This window comes from Massilia scottii (genome assembly GCF_030846495.1).
GTDB lineage: Bacteria > Pseudomonadota > Gammaproteobacteria > Burkholderiales > Burkholderiaceae_D > Telluria_A > Telluria_A violaceinigra.
This window is the reverse complement of sequence record NZ_JAVCWM010000003.1, coordinates 288,246-308,540: the sequence shown is the minus strand read 5'-3', so window position 1 is coordinate 308,540 and position 20,295 is coordinate 288,246. Positions and strand designations below refer to the sequence as shown.

General features: G+C 65.5%; 22 protein-coding genes. 12 read left to right on the top strand and 10 right to left on the bottom strand.

What is annotated here, in order from left to right:
• Positions 1–101 precede the first annotated feature (101 nt).
• Positions 102–1,460 carry an SGNH/GDSL hydrolase family protein gene (locus tag RBA41_RS05585; RefSeq protein ID WP_306621856.1) on the top strand — a complete coding sequence of 453 codons (1,359 nt, stop codon included), beginning with the start codon at positions 102–104 and terminating at the stop codon, positions 1,458–1,460.
• A gap of 35 nt (positions 1,461–1,495) precedes the next feature.
• Positions 1,496–2,176, top strand: coding sequence for an OmpW/AlkL family protein (locus RBA41_RS05580; protein WP_306621854.1), 681 nt, complete (start codon positions 1,496–1,498; stop codon positions 2,174–2,176).
• 46 nt (positions 2,177–2,222) lie between these two features.
• Here RBA41_RS05580 and RBA41_RS05575 read toward each other — a convergent pair whose 3' ends face one another.
• The 3 genes from RBA41_RS05575 to RBA41_RS05565 all read right to left on the bottom strand — a co-directional run bounded on the left by RBA41_RS05575 (position 2,223) and on the right by RBA41_RS05565 (position 4,581).
• Positions 2,223–2,534 (bottom strand): hypothetical protein, encoded by a 312-nt coding sequence (locus RBA41_RS05575; RefSeq protein ID WP_306621852.1) that lies wholly within the window; start codon positions 2,532–2,534, stop codon positions 2,223–2,225.
• Between the two features lie 248 nt (positions 2,535–2,782).
• A complete protein-coding gene (locus RBA41_RS05570) occupies positions 2,783–3,979 on the bottom strand; it encodes an acyl-CoA dehydrogenase (protein ID WP_306621850.1) in 1,197 nt (398 codons plus the stop codon).
• Between the two features lie 92 nt (positions 3,980–4,071).
• Positions 4,072–4,581, bottom strand: coding sequence for a flavin reductase family protein (locus tag RBA41_RS05565; RefSeq protein ID WP_306621848.1), 510 nt, complete (start codon positions 4,579–4,581; stop codon positions 4,072–4,074).
• Between the two features lie 142 nt (positions 4,582–4,723).
• Between RBA41_RS05565 and msrA the strand changes: the two genes are divergently transcribed.
• The 6 genes from msrA (at position 4,724) to RBA41_RS05535 (ending at position 10,921) form a co-directional block, all read left to right on the top strand.
• The gene (msrA, locus tag RBA41_RS05560; RefSeq protein WP_306621846.1) at positions 4,724–5,263 is read left to right on the top strand and encodes a peptide-methionine (S)-S-oxide reductase MsrA; all 540 of its coding nucleotides are present in this window, start codon (positions 4,724–4,726) and stop codon (positions 5,261–5,263) included.
• Between the two features lie 36 nt (positions 5,264–5,299).
• Positions 5,300–6,349 carry an HD domain-containing phosphohydrolase gene (locus RBA41_RS05555; RefSeq protein ID WP_306621844.1) on the top strand — a complete coding sequence of 350 codons (1,050 nt, stop codon included), beginning with the start codon at positions 5,300–5,302 and terminating at the stop codon, positions 6,347–6,349.
• A gap of 4 nt (positions 6,350–6,353) precedes the next feature.
• Entirely contained in the window at positions 6,354–8,639 is a 2,286-nt protein-coding gene (locus RBA41_RS05550) for a hybrid sensor histidine kinase/response regulator (protein WP_306621842.1), read from the top strand.
• A 415-nt stretch (positions 8,640–9,054) separates the two neighbouring features.
• Positions 9,055–9,801: a collagen-like domain-containing protein gene (locus RBA41_RS05545; RefSeq protein WP_306621840.1), complete on the top strand. Its 747-nt coding sequence runs from the start codon at positions 9,055–9,057 to the stop codon at positions 9,799–9,801.
• Positions 9,802–9,880: 79 nt separating this feature from the next.
• Entirely contained in the window at positions 9,881–10,543 is a 663-nt protein-coding gene (locus RBA41_RS05540; protein ID WP_306621838.1) for a DUF6445 family protein, read from the top strand.
• Between the two features lie 24 nt (positions 10,544–10,567).
• The gene (locus tag RBA41_RS05535) at positions 10,568–10,921 is read left to right on the top strand and encodes a hypothetical protein (RefSeq protein ID WP_306621836.1); all 354 of its coding nucleotides are present in this window, start codon (positions 10,568–10,570) and stop codon (positions 10,919–10,921) included.
• A 116-nt stretch (positions 10,922–11,037) separates the two neighbouring features.
• Here RBA41_RS05535 and RBA41_RS05530 read toward each other — a convergent pair whose 3' ends face one another.
• On the bottom strand, positions 11,038–12,273 hold the full coding sequence (locus RBA41_RS05530; RefSeq protein WP_306621834.1) for a class I SAM-dependent methyltransferase: 1,236 nt from the start codon (positions 12,271–12,273) through the stop codon (positions 11,038–11,040).
• Between the two features lie 49 nt (positions 12,274–12,322).
• A complete protein-coding gene (gene pdxH / locus RBA41_RS05525) occupies positions 12,323–13,534 on the bottom strand; it encodes a pyridoxamine 5'-phosphate oxidase (protein ID WP_306621832.1) in 1,212 nt (403 codons plus the stop codon).
• Positions 13,535–13,616: 82 nt separating this feature from the next.
• On the opposite strand from pdxH, the gene RBA41_RS05520 reads away from it, so the two are divergent.
• Genes RBA41_RS05520 through RBA41_RS05505 form a run of 4 tightly spaced genes read left to right on the top strand, consistent with a single transcriptional unit; the run spans position 13,617 to position 16,776 of the window.
• A complete protein-coding gene (locus RBA41_RS05520; RefSeq protein ID WP_306621830.1) occupies positions 13,617–14,483 on the top strand; it encodes a tRNA threonylcarbamoyladenosine dehydratase in 867 nt (288 codons plus the stop codon).
• Between the two features lie 50 nt (positions 14,484–14,533).
• The gene (locus RBA41_RS05515) at positions 14,534–15,115 is read left to right on the top strand and encodes an FKBP-type peptidyl-prolyl cis-trans isomerase (RefSeq protein ID WP_306621828.1); all 582 of its coding nucleotides are present in this window, start codon (positions 14,534–14,536) and stop codon (positions 15,113–15,115) included.
• Between the two features lie 29 nt (positions 15,116–15,144).
• Complete coding sequence (gene cysK / locus RBA41_RS05510; RefSeq protein WP_306621826.1) at positions 15,145–16,077, top strand: cysteine synthase A; 933 nt, start codon at positions 15,145–15,147, stop codon at positions 16,075–16,077.
• Between the two features lie 36 nt (positions 16,078–16,113).
• Positions 16,114–16,776 (top strand): SMI1/KNR4 family protein, encoded by a 663-nt coding sequence (locus RBA41_RS05505; protein WP_306621824.1) that lies wholly within the window; start codon positions 16,114–16,116, stop codon positions 16,774–16,776.
• A gap of 26 nt (positions 16,777–16,802) precedes the next feature.
• Here RBA41_RS05505 and RBA41_RS05500 read toward each other — a convergent pair whose 3' ends face one another.
• The 5 genes from RBA41_RS05500 to RBA41_RS05480 all read right to left on the bottom strand — a co-directional run bounded on the left by RBA41_RS05500 (position 16,803) and on the right by RBA41_RS05480 (position 20,040).
• Complete coding sequence (locus RBA41_RS05500; RefSeq protein ID WP_306621822.1) at positions 16,803–17,825, bottom strand: cation diffusion facilitator family transporter; 1,023 nt, start codon at positions 17,823–17,825, stop codon at positions 16,803–16,805.
• Positions 17,822–18,139 carry an ArsR/SmtB family transcription factor gene (locus tag RBA41_RS05495; protein WP_374709487.1) on the bottom strand — a complete coding sequence of 106 codons (318 nt, stop codon included), beginning with the start codon at positions 18,137–18,139 and terminating at the stop codon, positions 17,822–17,824. Before RBA41_RS05495 ends, RBA41_RS05500 begins: the two co-directional genes overlap by 4 nt.
• Before the next feature lie 68 nt (positions 18,140–18,207).
• The gene (locus RBA41_RS05490; RefSeq protein WP_306621818.1) at positions 18,208–18,720 is read right to left on the bottom strand and encodes a hypothetical protein; all 513 of its coding nucleotides are present in this window, start codon (positions 18,718–18,720) and stop codon (positions 18,208–18,210) included.
• A gap of 6 nt (positions 18,721–18,726) precedes the next feature.
• The gene (locus RBA41_RS05485; protein ID WP_167087676.1) at positions 18,727–19,455 is read right to left on the bottom strand and encodes a nucleotide-binding protein; all 729 of its coding nucleotides are present in this window, start codon (positions 19,453–19,455) and stop codon (positions 18,727–18,729) included.
• A 102-nt stretch (positions 19,456–19,557) separates the two neighbouring features.
• Positions 19,558–20,040: a CinA family protein gene (locus tag RBA41_RS05480; RefSeq protein ID WP_099875008.1), complete on the bottom strand. Its 483-nt coding sequence runs from the start codon at positions 20,038–20,040 to the stop codon at positions 19,558–19,560.
• Positions 20,041–20,295: the final 255 nt, after the last annotated feature.

The following is a 20,295-nucleotide window of genomic DNA, read 5'->3' as shown; positions in this document are numbered from 1 at the left end:
TTTTCCTATACAAGTAGGGGGAAGACTGGCATATTAGTTGGGTAGGGAAAAGCACGGCCGTTCGTTTATAAAAATTATAGATAATTCACCCAGGAGACACAATGCGTCACACTAATTTTGCGCTGGCTTTGCTCACCGCAGCGGTACTGAGCGCTTGCGGCGGCAGCGAAACCGGCAACCAGGAACTCAAAACCAAATTCTCGTCCCAGGTCTCGTTCGGCGACAGCCTGGCGGACGTGGGCACGTACAACGTCGGCACCGTCAAGAACCTCGGCGGCGGCAAGTACACCATCAATGGCGACAACACCGCCAAGAACCCTGCACTGACCGGCAAGAACTGGACCGAATTCATGGCGGCCCAGTTCGGCCTGCCCGCACCGTGCCCGGCCCAGACCGGCCTGGACGGCGACGCCAGCAAGGGCTTTTCGGTCCCCGTGGTCAACAACAACGCTTGCCTGAGCTATGCCCAGGGCGGCGCGCGCGTCACCAATCCAGTCGGGCCCGGCCACAAGCTGACCGGTTCGGCCATCGGCCAGCTGACCGTGCCGATCGCCACCCAGGTTGCCAACCACCTGTCGCGCAACGGCGGCAAGTTCAAGGGCGATGAAGTGGTGCTGATGATCGGCGGCGGCAACGACGCCCTGGCCATGCTGGGCGAACTGGCGGTCAACGCCCCGGCAGCCGGCAAGGCCGCAGGCAACCAGGCCTTCGCCGCCAACCTGACCGGCCAGCTCGCCGCCGGCGCGGCCGATCCGGCCGCGGCTGCGCAAGCCATCGGCGGCGCCATCATGGCCGAATCGCAGCGCGCCGGTTCGACCCAGCAAAGCACCGTTGGCGCTGCCGTCCAGGCCGCTGCAACCCAGCCGGGCAACCAGATGGTCGGCCAGGAATCGGTGTACGGCCCGATGGTCGCCAAGGCCCTGGCTGCCGCCGAAGCCGAAGGCGCCAAGGCCGGTGCCGCCTACGCCGCCGAGCAAGGACCGAAGATGATTGCCGCGATGGGCGTGGCAGGCGATGAAATGGCGGCACTGGCGAAAACCCAGGTGGTCGGCAAAGGCGCCAATTTCGTCGTCGTCAACAACCTGCCTGACCTGGGCCATGCCCCGGCGGCAACGGCGAAAGGCGCCCCGCAGGCGCTGATCATCGCCATGGTCGACAAGTTCAATGCCCACCTCAAGGCGGGCGTGGCGGGCGAATCCAAGATCCTGTATGTGGACCTGTGGGCCATCAGCAACGACCAGATCGTCAATCCGGCGCCGTACGGCCTGAGCGAAACCAAGAAACCGGCCTGCGGCGACAATGCCCTCGGACACACCTCCCTGGCTTGCAACGGCAGCAACACGATTGCAGGCGATGTCAGCCGCTACATGTTCGCCGATGACGTCCATCCGACCCCGTTCGAAAATTCGCTGATCGCGAAATACGTGGCCGAGCAGATGATCGTCAAAGGCTGGCTGTAAGCCGGCCGCACACATAATAAGAACCTGGAGAAAAAATGAAATTACGTATGAATAGCGTCGGCAAGGCAATTGCCGCGGCGGCCGTGATGGCAGTCGCGTCGGGCGCATCGGCGCAGTCGGCCGGCCAGTGGACCGCCAAGGGCGGTGTTGCCGAGATCACCCCGAAGGTCAAGAGCGGCGACGTCAGCGCACCCGCGCTGCCGGGCACCAAGGCCGCCATCGGCTCCGATACCAAGCCGGTGTTTTCGTTTGCCTACGGCCTGACCGACAATGTGTCGGTCGAGCTGGACCTGGGCATGCCGTTCAAGCACACCTTGTACGGCGACGGCGCCATCAAGGGCACGGGCGAGCTGGGCACGGTCAAGGCACTGCCGCCGACCTTCCTGGTCCAGTACCGTTTCTTCAAGCCGGAAGCGATGCTGCGGCCGTACCTGGGCGCGGGCATCACCTACGCCTATTTCGCCAAGGAGACCGGTTCCGGGCGCCTGACCGCGATCAGCGACATCGGCGGTCCGCCGACCACCTTCAAGGTCAAGAACAAGCTGGCCGCCAGCCTGCAGCTCGGCCTGGTGTACAACATCAACGAGCGCTGGTTCGCGGACGTGGCGTACATCAAGAGCTTCCTGAAGACCAAGGTCGATTTCTCGTCGGGCCAGACCCAGGACCTCACGCTCGATCCGCAAGTGATCAGTGTCGGGGTCGGCTACAAGTTCTGATGTAAAAAAACCCGCTTCGGCGGGTTTTTTCATGGCGGGCACGGTGTTATCTCAGAATGCCGAAGGTGTTCGCCACCCTGACCGAGGCGGTTTTCAGCAACTGCGGGTCAAGACCGAGTTCGTCCCAGGAAAAATTGAGTTCGACCACGTGCGGCGTGGTCCGGCAGAAATCCGGATTGACGCGCACAATTTCCAGCGCCAGCGTGGATCTTCCCGGCGCACCTTTCGGCATGCGCACCTCGAAGTCTTCTTTCTTCGTGCAGCCGGTGGATTTTACCCACAGTGTCAGGCTTTTCTCGTCGAACCTGATACCGTGCAAGCGTTCCAGTTCTTCTTTCCGCGAAACCGACGTGTCCATATTATTCTCCAATTGAAAGAATGCTCAAGTAAGCGAAGCGGTGCGCCCGCGGCGTCGCCATGGCATGCAGCTTCGTCTCCCTTGCCTTGGAGACGTGGCGTTAGCGAATGATAGGAAGAGCGCCGTCCTCGGCACTTAATCTGGATCACGATCCCGGCGCTCAGCCTCGGGCGCGGCGGCGTCCTGGACATGGATGAGGGACATAAAAAAACCCGCCGCGGCGGGTTTTCTCGCATTCTGGCGTGTGCTTACTGGAAAGCCTGGATGCCGGTCTGCGCGCGGCCCAGGATCAGCGCATGGATATCGTGCGTGCCTTCGTAGGTGTTGACCACTTCCAGGTTGACCATGTGACGGATCACGCCGAACTCGTCCGAAATGCCGTTACCACCCAGCATGTCGCGCGCCACGCGGGCGATGTCCAGCGACTTGCCGCAGGAATTGCGCTTCATCATCGAGGTGATTTCCACCGCCGCCGTGCCGGCATCCTTCATGCGGCCCAGCTGCAGGCAGCCCTGCAGGCCGAGGGTGATTTCGGTCTGCATGTCGGCCAGTTTCTTTTGCACCAGCTGGTTGGCGGCCAGCGGACGGCCGAACTGCACGCGGTCCATGGTGTACTGGCGCGCGGTGTGCCAGCATGCCTCGGCCGCGCCCAGCGCGCCCCAGGCGATGCCGTAGCGGGCCGAATTGAGGCAGGTGAAGGGACCTTTCAGGCCGCGCACGTCCGGGAAAGCGTTTTCTTCCGGGCAGAACACATTGTCCATGACGATCTCGCCGGTGACCGAGGCGCGCAGGCCGAACTTGCCGTGAATCGCAGGCGCCGACAGGCCGGCCATGCCTTTTTCCAGCACGAAGCCGCGGATCGCGCCTTCATCGTCCTTGGCCCAGACCACGAACACATCGGCCACCGGCGAATTGGTGATCCACATCTTCGAGCCGGAGAGCGAGTAGCCGCCAGCAACCTTCCTGGCGCGCGTGATCATCGATCCCGGGTCGGAGCCGTGGTTCGGCTCGGTCAGGCCGAAGCAGCCGATCCATTCGCCGGTCGCCAGTTTCGGCAGGTATTTCTGGCGCTGCTCTTCGGTGCCGAATTCATAAATCGGCACCATCACCAGCGACGATTGCACGCTCATCATCGAGCGGTAGCCCGAATCGATGCGCTCGACTTCGCGCGCGATCAGGCCGTAGGCCACGTAATTCATGCCCGGACCGCCGTACTGCTCGGGGATGGTCGGCCCCAGCAAGCCCAGTTCGCCCATCTCGCGGAAGATGGTCGTGTCCATGCGCTCGTGGCGGAACGCTTCGAGGATGCGCGGCGCCAGCTTGTCCTGGCAGTACGCGGCGGCGGCGTCGCGCACCATGCGCTCGTCATCGGTGAGCTGAAGATTGAGCAGCAGCGGGTCGTCCCAGTGGAATTTGGCTTTGCTGGGCGCATCGGATCGGGTCATGGCGGTTCCTGTCTCTGTTTTAATAGTGGCGAATGGTGGGAATGGCTGGATAAACCAAACTTGTATAGACTGCTTTTTGGGTGATGCGGATTTTACCGCGTTTGGGTGCTGCCGAATTGCCCGCCGTGAAAAATGAGCGAGGCTTGCGGGTGCACCGCGCACTCTTCGACTTCGCCCACGAAAATCACGTGGTCGCCCTCGGGATAGCGGCTGCGGTTGTGGCACTCGAACCACGCCGACACGCCCTTCAGGATGGGCTGGCCGGTGCGCGAGAGCTCGTATTCGATGTCGCCGAACGGGTTTTCGCTGCGCTTGGCGAAGCGCTGCGCCAGGTGCGCCTGGTCGGCGCCCAGCACATTGATGACGTAGTGCGAGTTGCCGCTGAAGATGGGTAAGCTGTTGGCAACATTGCCTAGACTCCACAATACCAGTGGCGGGTCGAGCGAGACCGAATTGAAGGAGCTGGCCGTCAGGCCGCGGAAGCTGCCGTCGGCCAGGCGCGTCGTGATCACGGTGACGCCGGTGGCAAACTGCGACAGTGCCTGGCGAAATTGCGCCGTGTCGAATGCGCGCGTATCGGCGCGGGGTGAGCTAGTGTTCATTATTGCCCTGTGGTTTATGCCATTATGCCAAATTTTGGCGCTCCCCGGCTTTTCCGGCGCCGCCGGCCGGCCCGATTGCAGGTGCATGCCGGGTCGCTTTGCGTTACAGTTATCCCATATCAATAAGTCAGCGGGGTGCGCCATGACGAACCAATCTGGGATGCAAGTCGCCATTCTGGGCGGCGGCTGCTTCTGGTGCCTCGAAGCGGTCTTTCTGGAAGCGCGCGGCGTGCTCAAGGTCGAGTCGGGCTACATGGGCGGCCACGAAGACAATCCGACCTACGAACAGGTGTGCGCCGGCGCCACCGGGCATGCCGAAGTGGTGCGCATCGTGTTCGATGCCGGCGCCATCGAGTACCACGACCTGCTCGAAATCTTCTTCACGATCCACGATCCGACCACCCTGAACCGCCAGGGCAACGATGTCGGCACCCAGTACCGCTCCGTCATTTTCGTCGATTCGCCCGAGCAGGAAGCGACCGCGCGCCAGGTGATCGCCGAAATGGCCTGTGTCTGGGACGCGCCCATCGTCACCCAGGTGCAGCCGGCCGCAACCTGGCACAAGGCCGATGACGAGCACCAGAACTATTTCAGCCGCCATCCGCTGCAGGGCTATTGCGCGCTGGTGGTGGCGCCCAAGGTCGCCAAGTTCCTGACCACCTTTGGCGGGCGCCTCACATGACGCCCGCTAGCCCCACCTCGTAAACCGGGAATTGCCATGAAGGTAGTGATCGTCGACGACACGCACATCAATCTGGTCCTGATGTCGCGCCTGATGGAAAAACTCCCCGGGGTCGAGACGGTGGCCTTCCAGTCGGCGCACGAGGCGCTGGCGTGGTGCCGCGAGCACCCCTGCGATCTGCTGGTGCTCGACTACCTGATGCCGGACCTGAACGGGCTCGACTTCATTGCCGCACTCGGCGGCGACGCGCGCGAGCGCCCGCCGGTGCTGATGGTCACGGCCAGCCAGGATGTCGACATCCGCCACCGTGCGCTGGAAAACGGCGCCAACGATTTCCTGATCAAGCCGATCGACAAGGTCGAATTCCTGGCGCGCATCCGCAACATGCTCGAACTGCGGCGCGCCACCCTGGCCCTGCAAAGCCGCGCCAGCTGGCTGGCCAGCGAGGTGGGCAAGGCCACCGCCGAACTGCGCGCGCGCGAACAGGAAACCATCCTGCTGCTGTGCCGCGCCTCGGAGTACCGCGACCCCGAAACGGGCGCCCACATCCAGCGCATGGCGCACTACTCCTGCCTGATCGCGGCCGAACTGGGGCTGTCGAACCAGGAGCAGGAATGCATCCTCAACGCCGCGCCCATGCACGATATCGGCAAGGTCGGCACGCCCGACCACATCCTGCTCAAGCCGGGCCGCCTCACGCCCGACGAGATGGACATCATGCGCCAGCACGCGGCGATCGGCTACAACATCCTCAAGGCCAGCGAAGCGGGCATGCTGCAGCTGGCCGCGGTAATCGCCCACACCCACCATGAGCGCTTCGACGGCCAGGGCTATCCCAACGGCCTGGCGGGCGAGGCCATTGCGCTGGCGGGGCGCATCGTCGCCGTGGCCGACGTGTTCGACGCCCTGACCAGCGTGCGTCCGTACAAGCAGGCCTGGACCCTGGACGCGGCGCGCACCTACCTGCTTGACAACAGCGGCAGCCATTTCGACCCGCGCTGCGTGGACGCGCTGATGCGGCGCTGGCCGGCGGTGCTGGAGATCCGCGCCCGCTTCTGCGACGCCGGCCGCCAGGACGCGGCCTGACGCCATGCGCCACCAGCGACTGCTGCGCCAGCTGCGGCGCACGCTCGGCGTGAGCAGCGAACGGGCCTTGCAGGAGCGCCTGGGCGGCCTGCGCGCGCTGGGCGACCCGGCCCTGGCCGAGGGCCTGGCCGCCTTGCTCGACGCCGTCTCGCGCAGCTACGAGGAAGCGGACCGCGACCTGCAGGTGCGCACGCGCATGCTCGAGATCAGCTCCGACGAACTGACCGGCGCCAACGACCAGCTGCGCGCGGAAGCGGCGCGCCAGGGTGAAGTGCTGCGCTCGCTCCAGGCGAGCCTGGGACGCCTGGCCACGCCGGCCGATCCCCAGGCCGGCGGCGACGACCTGCTGGGCCTGACGCGCGCGCTCGAACAGCTGTTGCAGCAGCGCGAAAGCGCGCGCGAACTGACCGAACAGATCCTCGACCAGCTGCCCATCCCGGTGTTCCTGAAAGACCGGCAGGGGCGCTTCGTGCGCTTCAACCGCCAGTTCCAGGAGTTCGCGCGGCGCAGCCGGGCCGAGATCGAAGGGCGCACCATCGACGAGGTCGGCCCGCGCAGGTGGGCCGGCCAGACCCGCGAGGAAGACGAGCAGGCCTGGCGCAGCGGGCGCATGGTCACCAGCGAGCGCCGCCTGGCCAATCTCGATCCGCCGGTCGACGTGGTGGTCAGCCGCATCGTGATCCACAGCGGCGGCGAATCGTACCTGCTGGGCTTTTCGATCGATGTCAGCGAACAGCGCGCCGCGCGCGACGCCATGCAGCGCGCGGTCGAATCGGCGCAGGCGGCCAGCCGCGCCAAGAGCGATTTCCTGGCCAACATGAGCCACGAAATCCGCACCCCGATGAACGGCATCCTCGGCATGACCGAACTGGTGCTCGAATCGGCGCTGGCGCCGCAGCAGCGCGAAGACATCGAACTGGTCAAGGGCTCGGCCGACGCGCTCTTGACCATCATCGACGACATCCTCGATTTTTCCAAGATCGAAGCGGGCAAGCTCGATATCGACGACGTGCCGTTCGACCTGGGCAAGCTGGTGCGCGAAACGCTGCGCTCGCTGGCCCTGCCGGCGCGCCAGAAAGGGCTGGTGCTGGCCTGCGAGCTGCCGCCGCACCTGCCGCCGGCGCTCAAGGGCGACCCCGGCAGGCTGCGCCAGGTGCTGATCAACCTGCTGGGCAATGCGATCAAGTTCACCAGCGAAGGCGGGGTGACACTCAGCGTGACGATGCGGCGCGCGTCCGAGCAACGCTGCGACGTCGAGTTCGCAGTGCGCGACACCGGCATCGGCATCGCGCCGGACCAGCAAACCCTGATCTTCGACGCCTTTTCCCAGGTCGACGGCTCGCCCACGCGCCAGTACGGCGGCACCGGCCTGGGGCTGACCATCTGCCGCCGCCTGGTGATGCTGATGCACGGCGATATATCCGTCAGCAGCGAGCCGGGCCGCGGCAGCGTGTTCCGCTTCAGCGTGCCGCTCGGGCAGACGGCCGCCGCGCCCGCCGCTGCCCCGGCGCATGGCCGCGCCAGCGTGGCGCCGGTGCCAGGGGCCGCCACGCTGGCGCGCGAGCAGGCCGGCCGCCTGCACATCGTGCTGGCGGAGGACAATCCGGTCAACCAGCGCCTGGCGCTGCGCCTGCTGGAGAAAATGGGGCATCGCGTGACCGTGGCCGACAACGGCCTCGATGCGCTCGAACACGCGCTGCACGGCGGCGCCGACCTGGTGCTGATGGATGTGCAGATGCCCGGCCTCGATGGCATGGCGGCCACGCGCGCCATCCGCCGCTGGGAAGCGGCGCACGGCGGCCATGTGCCGGTGGTGGCCATGACGGCGCGCGCGATGCAGGGCGACCGCGAGCGCTGCCTGGAAGCCGGCATGGACGACTATCTGTCCAAGCCGGTCGAGAGCGCGCGCCTGCGCGAGGTGCTCGCGCGCTTTCATGGCGGCCGGCCCGGCGCGGTACTGGACTGGCGCGGCGCCTTGCTGCGCCTGGACGGCGACCGTGAGCTGCTGCACGAACTGGCCGCCCTGTTCATCAGCGACGGCCCGCAGCTGTTCGATGCGCTCGACCAGGCGCTCGCCGCGGGCGACACCGGCGCCGCCCAGCGCGCCGCGCACAGCCTGCGGGGCGTGCTGGTCAATTTCGGCGCCCGGCGCGCCATCGCCTGCACCGAACGGATCACGGCGAACCTGCGCGATGCCGCCCAGGCGCCGCCGGCACGCGCGCTGGCGCACGACCTGGCCGCCGCGCTGGGCGATGTGTATGCGGCGCTGGGCAGCCACCTTGCCATCTGACACGTTCTGCCCAGCCGGAAAATTTTCCTGACCGCTTGCCGCGTCATGCTATTTTTTCGCGGTCGCCATGCTGCGCGCAGTGCCGCTGCCAGCCTTTTGTCGCCTGTTCATTCAGATAGGGAAGGCCCTATACGAATCGTCAGGTTCCCCCGCATCGCAGCCAGCTTATTCTGAGTCATGCCTACTGCTCTCGGGATTGAGCACGATGCTGTTCCAGCCTCGGATCTGCTTGCCAAGGTTGTTATCGTTACCCGGGGCTCCGCAGGAGGTTCGGGTCACGGCCAATTTTTCTCAACGCGTCATTTTTGGTTTTTTTTCAAATCTAGAGGAGTGCACGGACATGAATGAACAAGGCATGGTGTTATCGCTTAATGACGATCAGATTCGTCAGATTCAAGCCCTCAGCGGCCAACGTATGACATCGATCCGGATTGTCCCCGACTTCCCTGGCGTGCAGGGCGCACAGGCGCTGCAGGGCCTGCAGGGATCGCAAGCGTTCCCGGGGGTGCAGGGCTACCAGGGCGCCCAGGGATCGCAGTTCGTCCAGGGCTACCAGGGGCCGCAGGCATTCCAGGGCGCTCAGGGACCGCAGGCATACCAGGGACCGCAATCGCTCGTGGGCTACCAGGGCCAGCAAGGCTTTCTGGGACCGTTCGGATTCCAGGGCGGGGTCGGGCCGGTGGGCTTCCAGGGACCGCAGGCAGTGTTCGGCTTCCAGGGAGCGCAGGGTGTCCAGGGACCGTTTGGTTTTCCCAGCGTCCAGGGACCGTTCGGCTTTCCGGGCTTCCATGGGCCGGTCGGTTTCTTCAATCCATTCGGATTCCCGGGCATGCAAGGGCAGCAAGGGGGCCAGGGTCCGCAAGCATTCGTGGGCATCCAGGGTCCGCAGGGCTTCTTCGGGCCGCTAGGGTTCCAGGGCGCCGTGGGACAGCAGGGCTTCCAGGGCCCGCAGGGCGTCCTCGGTTTCCAGGGCTCGCAGGGCTTCCAGGGGCCGCAAGCGTTCCAGGGCTTCCAGGGTGCGCAGGGATTCCAGGGCGTGCAAGGCCAGGGCTTCCAGGGTTTCCCGGGCTTCCCGGGCGTACAGGGTTTCCAGGGCGCGCAAGGTCAGGGCTTCCCGGGTTTCCAGGGCGTGCAAGGCTATCCAGGCTATCAAGGGTATTAAAAGGCGACGCCGCGCGGGTGCTGCTTGCCCGGTAAGCGCTTTCGCTGGCCTGAGTGATGCGGCATCGCCCAGGCCATTTTTGCTCCTTGACCGACACTTGCACGGAAGGATTGATCATGTCAGCCCGGACTCCGAACAGCCCTGCGAACAGCCCCGCAGTTGCGTACAGACTGTGATGTTAACCATGCGCGAAACCATCATTGTCACCGACGATTTTTATCAGGACCCCTTGGGTGTGCGCGCGTTTGCCCTGCGCCAGGATTTTTCCGTCAAGGGAAATTACCCGGGGGCGCGCACCCAGGCGTTCCTGCACGATGAACTGGCGGCGGCCATTCAATCGGTGGTCGGGCTGCCCATCACGTACTGGCCGCGCGACACCTACAACGGTGCCTTTCAGTTCAGCGTCGCCACCGACCGCACCTGGGTGCATGCCGACCACACCACCACCTGGTCCGGCGTGCTGTACCTGACGCCGAACGCTCCCGCGTCAGCCGGCACGGCTTTTTTCCGCCATCACCAGAGCGGCAACGAGACCTATCCGGCCGACGAGGCCCAGCGCCGGCAATGCGACGCCGACGCCGGCGTGTGGGACCGCTGGCAGGTCACCGACCAGATCGGCAACCGCTTCAACCGCCTGATCCTGTTTCGCGGCCAGCGTTTTCACTGCAGCCGGGGCCATTTTGGCGATACCAAGGAAAACGGCCGGCTTTTCCAGACTTTCTTCTTCAACACGACCTACTAAAAGCATATAAAAAGGGAGCTTATTGTGAATACATCAGAGTTATTCCTGCCGGCCGGATGGCTGGCCCTGAGCAGCGAACAGTCGGCACACATCAAATCGGTACTCGGCAAGGACGTCACGGCCGTTCCGGTCTATAACGTCGTGGCATGCGGCGCCAACAACGGCTACCAGCCTTTGAATACGGTACCCGGGATGGCCTGCCTGGTCGTTCATGAAGGCACGCAGCCGCAACTGGACGCGCAGGGCGAGCAGGTGAGGGCGCTGCCGGGCGACGCCCAGCAATTGCATGGGCACCAGCAGTTCTCCTCCGATGCCAGGGTGCCGGTGCGCCCTGGCGAAGAGGATGCCGCCAAGAACGCGAAGCTCAAGCCCAAGTGACCCGGACGAGCTGACAAGCTGGGCCTGGCACAGGCCCACTGTCGTTAACGTCCGGCCCGGGCAATCGATCGAACGCGCCGCGTCCATGGCGCACGTGTGCCGCGGCGCCGGGCGCCTCATGCCTGGGCGTACATATAGCGGCGCGACCACGGTAGCGCCGCCGGATCGCGTCCCGCCTTGCCGCATACCACCTGATACAGGCTGATCCAGTCGTGCGTGAACGCATGCGTGCACCCGGCCAGATACACTTGCCAGATGCGAAAGCGGCGCGCATCGGTCATGCCTTTGATGCGCTGCGCATTCGCCTCGAAATTGTCGGTCCACATGGCGCACGTGCGCGCGTAATGGCGGCGCAGGTTTTCCACATCGCGCACTTCCAGCCCGCCTTCCTGCATTGCCTGGATCACCGTGCCCAGATGCGCCAGCTCCCCGTGCGGAAACACATACCGGCTGATGAATTCGCCGGCCCCGTGCGGCGCGCCGTGGCTGCCCGGATCGGTGGTGGTCAAGCCGTGGTTCATGGCCACGCCATCGGGCGCGAGCAGGGTGGCCATGCGCCGGAAGTACGCAGGCAGCTGGCGCACGCCCACATGCTCGAACATGCCCACGCTGGTGATGCGGTCGAACTGCCCGCCCACATCGCGGTAATCCTGCAGGCGGATCTCGACCAGCCCGCCCAGCCCGGCGCGTTCAACCTGCTCGCGCGCCAGCCGGGCCTGGTTGTCGGACAGGGTGATGCCGACGCAGCGCGCCCCGTAGCGCTGGGCCGCCCGGATCGCCAGCGCGCCCCAGCCGCAGCCGATGTCGAGCAGGCGATGGCCCGGCCGCACGCCGATCTTGGTGAGGATATGATCGATTTTCTTGACCTGCGCCTCGGCCAGCGTTTCGTCGCCGTTGTCGAAATAGGCGCACGAATACACCATGCCCGGATCGAGCCAGGCCGCGTAGAACTCGTTGGAAACGTCGTAGTGATAGCGCACGGCGGCGGCGTCGCGCTGGCGCGTGTGGCTGCGCGCCAGCGCGCCGAGCAGGCGCCCCAGCCCGAGCGCGGGCAGCGCCGTGCGCATGTTGTTGGCGACGGCATTGCCGGCCAGCGCGTTGACAACGGCAATCATGTCGTTCGCGCTCCCGCTGACATCGATCGCCCCTTCCACGTACGCGCGGCCGAGGTTGTACAGCGACGGCGAGAGCAGGCAGCGCAGCGAGCGCGCGTGCGGCACATGCACCGTCACGCGCGGCGGATCGGGCGAAAAATCGAGGCGCTGCCCGTTCCACAGCTCCACCCGCAAGGGAAGCGAAGGCTGGCTGCGCAAGCCTTCGCTCCAGGCCCTCAGTCTGATCTGGTTGAACACGCACACCTCCGGCCGATAGCAGCAGGCCCGTGTGCGCGCACACGTCCTGCTAAGGTTGCAACCGTTCGCGCGCCCAGCTGCCATCGCTTTGCAGCGTGTACACGATGCGGTCGTGAAAGCGCGAGCGGCGTCCCTGCCAGAACTCGATCCGTTCAGGTACCAGGCGGAAGCCGCCCCAGTTGTCGGGACGTGGCGGCTGCTCGCCGTATTGCTTGGCTACTGCCTCGTAATGCTGTTCGAGCGCGCCACGGTTGGCGATCGGCTCGCTTTGCGCCGACGCGATCGCCGCCAGCCGGCTTTTCAGCGGCCGGCTGTGGAAATACTTGTCGCTTTCTTCCACTGAAGTGCGCTCCACCCTTCCTTCGATCCGGATCTGGCGTTCTAGTTCCGTCCAAAAGAACAGTAATGCCGCATGCGGGTTGCCGGCCAGCTGGCGCCCCTTCTGGCTGTCGTAGTTGGTGTACCAGGTAAAGCCGCGCGGATCGAACTGCTTGATCAGCACGATGCGCGAGGTCGGCCGGCCCTGCTCGTCCACCGTCGCCACGCTCATCGCGTTCGGCTCGTTGACCTGGGCCTTGAGCGCTTCCTCGAACCAGGTCGTGAACTGCACGAACGGATCGTCCGCCACGTCGCTCTCGTTCAGGCTGGCCTGGCCGTAATCCTTGCGCAGGCTGGCCACGGCGTCGCCGGTGGCGCTGGCGCTGGCGGGCGCTGCCACGGCGGCTGCCGGAACGATGCCGCGCCGCTGCTGCATCGCCAGGCCCAGGGTGGCCATCTGGTCGGCGCTGAACAGGCGCTTGGCCATCGGCGCGATATGGCTTTCCTCGCGCTCCATGTGGGCGCGGTACGTCTCGGCGAAGCGCTGCACATCGTGCTCGCGCAGCACGGCGGCGCTGCCGCTGGCGACCGCGCTCAGCTGCTCGTGCAGGTCTTGCCACATGCCATCCATCTGGCGGTGCTCGTCGAGGATGCCGGGCACCAGAGCGGCCAGCAGGTCGGCGTCGGCCCCGCTGGCGCTGGTGCGCAGCATCGGTACCAGGTTCTGTTCTTCATCCTCGTGATGCAGGGGCGCGGCCTGGTCGAAATACTTCATCACCGCGCGCGCGGCCTCGCGCGCCTGTTCGTCGGCGCCGTGGCTGGCCAGGTGCGGCACCAGCTTTTCCAGGGTCGCCAGCTGTTTGCGGATGCGGTCGTGGCAGTGTTTCAGCACCGCGATCGGCTGGTCGAAGCCGGGGGCGCTGTCGGGCAGGGCGTTGCTCATTGGGATTTCTCGCTTGTGGCTGGTGGGAACATGGAAGACATTTTAGAGCAGTCTGTCCGGCCGCGTCCGTTAAAATGGCGGCATGAATACCATCACCACCCCATCCCTTCCCCCCGATACCGGCGAGGTCGACGTCGAGCGCCGTTTCGGCGGCATCGGCCGCTTGTATGGCCCGGCCGCGCTGGCGCGGTTCCGCGCCGCCCACGTGTGCGTGATCGGCGTCGGCGGCGTCGGTTCCTGGATCGTCGAGGCGCTGGCCCGCAGCGCCATCGGCCAGCTGACCCTGATCGACCTCGACAACGTGGCCGAATCGAACATCAATCGCCAGATCCAGGCCTTGAGCGGCACCATCGGCCAGGCCAAGATCGGTGCGCTGGCCGAACGCATCGCCCAGATCAATCCTTTCTGCAAGGTCAACCTGATCGAAGACTTCATCGATCCCGGCAACCTCGACCGGATGATCGGCGCCCACCAGGTCGACTATGTGGTCGACGCCATCGACAGCGTCAAGGCCAAGGCCGCGCTGATCGCCTGGTGCCGCGACCACCAGTTGCCGATGGTGATCATCGGCAGCGCCGGCGGCAAGACCGACCCGACCCGCATCGAACTGCGCGACCTGTCCAAAACCGAACAGGAGCCGCTGCTCAAGATGGTGCGCAAGCGCTTGCGCAACGAGTACGGCTTTCCGCGCAGCCTGAAAACCAGGTTCAACGTGGATGCCGTATTCTCGATGGAACCGCTGGCCATGCCGGCTGGCGACGAGAGCTGCGCCATCGATGGCCAGGGCGACAGCGACGGCGTCACCGGCCTGAACTGCGCCGGCTTCGGATCGAGCATGGCCGTCACCGCCACCTTCGGCATGGTGGCCGCCGGACACGTGCTGCGCCGCCTTGCCGACGGGGCAATTCACGCACCTTCTGTGCAGGCGCCCGAGGCCTTGCTATCATAGCGTTGCAGAAGTATCCAGTTTGACCATTTCTTACTGAAAGAGATTCCATCATGCGCCGTCCCTTTTCCGTATTCCTGATGTGCGCCGCGGCGGCATCGCTGGCCCAGGCCGCCGGCCAGACGCCGCCCGCTCCCGAGACGCCGCCGGCAGCGACCGTGCCGGCAACGCCGGCGACCCCACCGGCGGCCGACGCGCCGCCTGCGCCGGCTCCCGCGGCCCAGACGCCCGCACCGGCGCAGCCTGCCACGCCGCCAGGCACCGTGGTGCTGGCCGAGCCGGTCCTCGATCCGCTCGTGGCCACCGACACCAAGGTCGGCACCGGCGCCGAAGCGACCGCCGGCAGCAAGGTATTCGTGCACTACACCGGCTGGCTGTACAAGCCGATGGCCACGCGCCAGCGCGGCCGCCAGTTCGATTCCTCGCTGACGCGTGGCGCCCCGCTCGAATTCGTGCTCGGCACCGGCCGCGTGATCAAGGGCTGGGACCAGGGCGTGATGGGCATGAAAGTGGGCGGCAAGCGCACCCTGGTCATTCCGAGCTACCTGGCCTACGGCAAGCGCGGCGCGCCGGGCGGCGGCATTCCGCCGGACGCCGATCTGATCTTCGACGTGGAACTCGTGAACGTCAAATAAGTCCAATCCATTACAGCGGGAGAGCAAGCATGAGAATCGCAAACGACGTCACTGAGTTAATCGGTAACACCCCGCTGGTACGGATCCGCAAGCTGGCGCATGGCGCCGGCGCCGACATCCTCGCCAAGCTGGAGTTCTACAACCCGGCCCACAGCGTCAAGGACCGGATCGGCCTGGCCATGGTCGAAGCGGCCGAGGCGGCCGGCAAGATCGGTCCCGACACCGTCATCGTCGAGCCGACCAGCGGCAACACCGGCATCGCGCTGGCGATGGTGTGTGCGGCGCGCGGTTACCGCTGCAAGCTGGTCATGCCCGAAACCATGAGCAGCGAGCGGCGCATGCTGCTGCGCGCCTACGGGGCCGAACTGGTGCTCACGCCGGGGCCGGAAGGCATGCTTGGCGCCATCCGCGTGGCCGAGGAACTGGTCGCGGCCAATCCCAATTACTTCATGCCGCAGCAATTCAACAATGCCGCCAACCCCGATGTGCACCGCCGCACCACGGCCGAGGAAATCTGGCGCGACACCGACGGCAAGGTCGATATTTTGGTCGCTGGCGTCGGCACCGGCGGCACCATTACCGGCGTGGGCGAAGTGCTCAAGGCACGCAAGCCGGGCTTCCAGGCCATTGCGGTCGAGCCGGAAGCGTCACCCATGCTGTCCAAGGGCACCAAGGGGCCGCACCCGATCCAGGGCATCGGCGCCGGCTTCGTGCCGCAAGTGCTCAACCGCGCGGCGTTCGACGAAGTCATCTGCGTGAGCAACGAGGCCGCTTTTGAAACCGCGCGTGCCGCCGCGCGCGAAGAAGGGCTGCTGGTCGGCATTTCGTCGGGTGCGGCGCTGTGGGCCGCGATCCAGGTGGCGCGCCGTCCCGAAAACGCGGGCAAGGTGATCGTGACGATCATCCCGTCGTTCGGCGAACGCTATCTGTCCACGCCGCTGTTTGCCAACCTGGCGGGCTGAGGTGGCGAGCGGAAGCAACGCGCGGCGCCTGAGCGCATGAATGAGTTGCTGGGCAGGTTGCAAACCTGCATCGAATCGCATTTCCCCGGGATGGCGGCGAGCCTGAACCGGGGCGCCAGCGACGCCGACATCGATGCCTTCGAACGCGCCATCGGCGCATCGCTGCCGTCATCGGTGCGGGCGCTGTACCGCTGGCATAACGGCCAGGCCGGTGACACCGGCCACTACGTGATCGGCCTGTTTTTCGGTCTCCCCTTCCTGACGCTTGGCGAGTCCCTGCGGCACTGGAAGGACGGCACTGATTTTCTCGACGACATGACTGCCGTGGAACGCACCGCTGCGAGCAGTCAATATTGCTGCCTGCCACGCGGCACTGTGCGCCAGTGCGCCGCCAGCAAGGCGTGGGTCCCGCTGGCCGACGACGCTGGCGGCGCCTATCTCGGCATCGACCTCGATCCTGATGCCGCCGGTAGCCTGGGCCAGGTGATCTCGTTCGGCGGGCGTGAATTCACGCGCGTGCAGGCGGGCGCGAGCCTGGAACAATTCCTGGAAAGTCTGCTCGGCTTGTACGAGAACGGCGAATACGCGCTCGTGGAAGAGGATGACGACGCGTTCAGCCTGTCCACCGTGGAGCCGGATACGGACCACTTCCTCGACTACCTGCGCCTGAAGGCGCAAGCACAATATCCGGACGTGTAACGCTCCCTCGTGACAGCAGCGCGACCTTAGCCGGCCGCCTCGCCATGCAGCGCGCAGCTGTGCTCGCTCGTCCCCAGCTCCACCTGCAAGGTGCAGTGATGGATCGCATAATCGGCCTTGAGCGCGGCCACGATGGCGTCCAGTGCCGCGTCGCCCGGGTAGCCGGCCGGCATCACCAGATGCGCGGTCAGCGCCGTCTCGGTCGTGCTCATGGCCCAGATGTGCAGGTCGTGAATATCGCTTACCCCCGGCCGCGCCTTGAGATAGTCGCCCACCGCCGCGGCATCGACATTGGCCGGCACCGCCGCCAGCACCAGGTCGAGCGACTCGCGCAGCAAGCCCCAGGTCGTGACCAGGATCAGCAGCACGATCACGATACTGGCCGCCGGGTCGAGCCAGGTCCAGCCGGTGAACAGGATCGCCACGCCCGACACCACCACGCCCAGCGAAATGGCGGCGTCGGCCGCCATGTGCTGGTAGGCGCCCCGGATGTTCAGGTCGTCCTTGCTGCCGGCCATGAACAGCCAGGCCGAAAAACCGTTGACCAGCACGCCGATACCGGCCACCACCGACATCGTCATGCCCTGCACCGGCGCCGGATTGGCGAAGCGGTGCACCGCTTCCCAGCCGATCGCGCCGCAGGCGAGCATCAGCAGCAGGGCGTTGAGCAGGGCCGCCAGGATCGACGAGCTGCGCAGGCCGTAGGTGTAGCGTCCGTCCGGCGCGCGCCGGGTCAGCATGGCCGCGCCCCAGGCCAGCATCAGGCCCAGCACATCCGACAGGTTGTGGCCGGCGTCGGCCATCAGCGCCGTCGAGTTGGCCAGGAATCCGTAAAAGAATTCGATGCCGACAAACACCGTGTTCAGGCCGATCGCCAGCGCGAACGCGCGCCCGTTGCCGTTCGGGTCGAGCTGGTGATGACCGTGACCGTGACCATGGTCGTGATCGTGGCCATGGCCGTGCTTGTGGGCCGCTTCAGGCGTCCTGGCGGGCGCATGCGCGTGGCTGTGTCCGGCGTGGTCGTGATCGTGGTCGTGGGCGCTGGTCATGGGTCGATTCCATTGGTGGGTTCGGCGATGTGGTCGAGCATGTCGGTCAGCACGCCGCTGATGTGGGCGTCCGCCGTCGAATAAAACACTTGCTTGCCCTGGCGCCCGGCCTTGACGATGCGGGCGGCGCGCAGCAGGCGCAGGTGGTGGCTGACCAGCGAGCTGCTCAGTTGCAGCCCGGCGGCGATGTCGCCCACCGCAATCGGCCCCGCCAGGCAGGACAATACAATGCGCAGCCGCGTCGGGTCGCCCAGCAGATGGAACAGGTCGGCCAGTTGGGCAATCGATGCGTCGTTATCGGGAGAGGGGTTCATAGTCAACATGTGAAGATATGTAGATATGATAGCGCAATTCTGCCGCGTGGTGCATTCCTTGCCGCAATTCAGGGTTTTTGCATCTCGGCGGCAATCGCCGCGCGCGTTTTGGCATCCAGCCTGGCGACGATGCCGGCCAGCTTGTCGGCCTCGCGCAGGGCGGCGCTTTGTTCGGGCGTCAATTCCTTCGCCACCAGCACCGGGGCCGGTGCCGGGCGCAACAGCACAGCCTGGCCGATCAGCACCACGAATGCGCACAGCAGCGCCGCGCCGCCGGCAATCGCGATGATGCGTTTTTCCTGCGGTGGCGCGATGTTGGCGGCTGGCGGCGCAGGCGCGACCAGTGCCGCCGGACGCTCGAGCGCAGCGTTGCTGAAGTGGCACAGGCTGCCGCTTTCCTGCAGCGCCTGCACCTGGTCGGCCAGGTCGGCGGTGGCGTCGTCGAGCAGCTCCACGTGGCGCTCGACCGCTTCGGCCAGCACCGCCTCGTTGAGCGCCACCAGCGCAAAGATCGGATCGTCGATATCGATCCGCACGCCGGTTTTCTCAAAGACGAGGGTGCGCAGTTTTTGCTGGTCCATGCCGGCTTACCACTGGACGTTGTCGAGTTGCTCGAACAGGTCGCGGAACACCACCTTGATGCGCTGCTTTTCCATGACGTTGAATTTGTCGCTTTCGCGCACTTCATTGGCGGTCAGGCGCGCGATATTCATCTTCTTGATGTCGGCGCCGAAGGTGTCGGCGTTGCGTTGCGACAGCACCACCCGCCCGCACACGCGCGCGGCATTGTCGGCATAGGTTTGCGATTCGGTAAACACCTTGCCGGTGGCCGATTGCAGCGGGCCGAAGTGTTCGTTTTCCCACAGCACCAGCGGCACGCTGGTCGACTTGGCGGTCGAGACAAATCCCATGGCCGTGTCGTGCAGGGTGTCGCCACCGCCGACGATGGTGTGGATGTACACCTTGCGCCCCGATTCCTTGAGCAAGTCGAAGCAATCGTTTTCCAGCAGGTAACCCATCAGCGGCGAAAAGGTATTGGCGCCGTTATCGATCACGCAGTTGCCTTCTTCTTCCAGCAGGTCGATCATCAGCGCGTCGAAGCGCTTGGGGTCGATGTTGCGCGCGTCGGTCATGACCGGCACGTGTTTCACGTCCATCGCCTTGTAGCGCGAAAAGGTGGCGTTTTCCTGGTCGGTATCGTAGCAGCGCAGGGGCCGCTCGTCCTTGCCGGCCAGCCATTGCGCCAGGATGGTCGAGACCAGGGTCTTGCCGATGCCGCCCTTGCCCTGCAGGATGAAATGTACCGTATTGTGCATCGAATTGCTCCAGAAAATGACCGGCGCCGGTGCGCGTGCCGGCCCGGCAGGTGTCAACGCAGGGGGAGAACAGGACGATGGCGCCAATCCGCCGTCGCGCTTCTATTCGATGATGCGCAGCAGCCCTTGCAGCGCGTGCACCACGGTCTGCTCGCGCACGGCGTGGCGGTCGCCGGCGAACACCAGGCGCTCGGTCAGAATGGTGTCCCCTCTGGCCCAGCCGAAGCAGACGGTGCCGACCGGCTTGCCCGGCACCGCGCCGCTCGGGCCGGCGATGCCGGTGGTCGACAAGGCCACGTGCGCGTTGCTGTTTGCCAACGCACCGGTGGCCATGGCGGACGCCACTTCCTCGCTGACCGAGCCCAGCTGCGCCATCAGCGCCGCCGACACATCGAGCAGCTCGGTTTTCGACGCGTTGGAATAGGTCACGAAGCCGCAGTCGAACCAGCCGGTCGAGCCGGCCACCTCGGTGACCGCTTGCGCTACTCCGCCGCCGGTGCACGATTCGGCGGTCACCAGCAGCAAGCCTTTCGCTTGCAGCGCGCGGCCGACTTTGGCGGAAAGATCGAGAATGTCGTTCGTCACGTGTTGCTCCTTTTGGACGGTCAGCGGGGACCATGGTTGCGCATCGAAATACGGATCGGGGAAGGGCGCACCGGCGACGGCGCGGCCCTGCGATTCTACTTTACCATGCACTCTGCAACACTGTCCGTCCACCCTGTTGCAATGTTTCAAAAGGGATATCCAAGCGAACTAAAAAAGCGTAGAGTGGATCCGGGGAAATCGTCGCGCGCCCGGCGTTTGTGCCGTGCGCCGCCAGCCTGTTGCTCTGCTATGCTG

Coding starts and splice junctions, on each gene's coding strand:
- RBA41_RS05580 (WP_306621854.1), top strand. CDS start 1,496: ATGAAATTACGTATGAATAGCGTCGGCAAGGCAATTGCCGCGGCGGCC.
- RBA41_RS05545 (WP_306621840.1), top strand. CDS start 9,055: ATGACATCGATCCGGATTGTCCCCGACTTCCCTGGCGTGCAGGGCGCA.
- RBA41_RS05585 (WP_306621856.1), top strand. CDS start 102: ATGCGTCACACTAATTTTGCGCTGGCTTTGCTCACCGCAGCGGTACTG.
- RBA41_RS05495 (WP_374709487.1), bottom strand. CDS start 18,139: ATGAACCCCTCTCCCGATAACGACGCATCGATTGCCCAACTGGCCGAC.
- RBA41_RS05555 (WP_306621844.1), top strand. CDS start 5,300: ATGAAGGTAGTGATCGTCGACGACACGCACATCAATCTGGTCCTGATG.
- RBA41_RS05565 (WP_306621848.1), bottom strand. CDS start 4,581: ATGAACACTAGCTCACCCCGCGCCGATACGCGCGCATTCGACACGGCG.
- RBA41_RS05550 (WP_306621842.1), top strand. CDS start 6,354: ATGCGCCACCAGCGACTGCTGCGCCAGCTGCGGCGCACGCTCGGCGTG.
- RBA41_RS05505 (WP_306621824.1), top strand. CDS start 16,114: ATGAATGAGTTGCTGGGCAGGTTGCAAACCTGCATCGAATCGCATTTC.
- RBA41_RS05570 (WP_306621850.1), bottom strand. CDS start 3,979: ATGACCCGATCCGATGCGCCCAGCAAAGCCAAATTCCACTGGGACGAC.
- RBA41_RS05490 (WP_306621818.1), bottom strand. CDS start 18,720: ATGGACCAGCAAAAACTGCGCACCCTCGTCTTTGAGAAAACCGGCGTG.
- RBA41_RS05520 (WP_306621830.1), top strand. CDS start 13,617: ATGAATACCATCACCACCCCATCCCTTCCCCCCGATACCGGCGAGGTC.
- RBA41_RS05500 (WP_306621822.1), bottom strand. CDS start 17,825: ATGACCAGCGCCCACGACCACGATCACGACCACGCCGGACACAGCCAC.
- msrA (WP_306621846.1), top strand. CDS start 4,724: ATGACGAACCAATCTGGGATGCAAGTCGCCATTCTGGGCGGCGGCTGC.
- pdxH (WP_306621832.1), bottom strand. CDS start 13,534: ATGAGCAACGCCCTGCCCGACAGCGCCCCCGGCTTCGACCAGCCGATC.
- RBA41_RS05485 (WP_167087676.1), bottom strand. CDS start 19,455: ATGCACAATACGGTACATTTCATCCTGCAGGGCAAGGGCGGCATCGGC.
- cysK (WP_306621826.1), top strand. CDS start 15,145: ATGAGAATCGCAAACGACGTCACTGAGTTAATCGGTAACACCCCGCTG.
- RBA41_RS05515 (WP_306621828.1), top strand. CDS start 14,534: ATGCGCCGTCCCTTTTCCGTATTCCTGATGTGCGCCGCGGCGGCATCG.
- RBA41_RS05575 (WP_306621852.1), bottom strand. CDS start 2,534: ATGGACACGTCGGTTTCGCGGAAAGAAGAACTGGAACGCTTGCACGGT.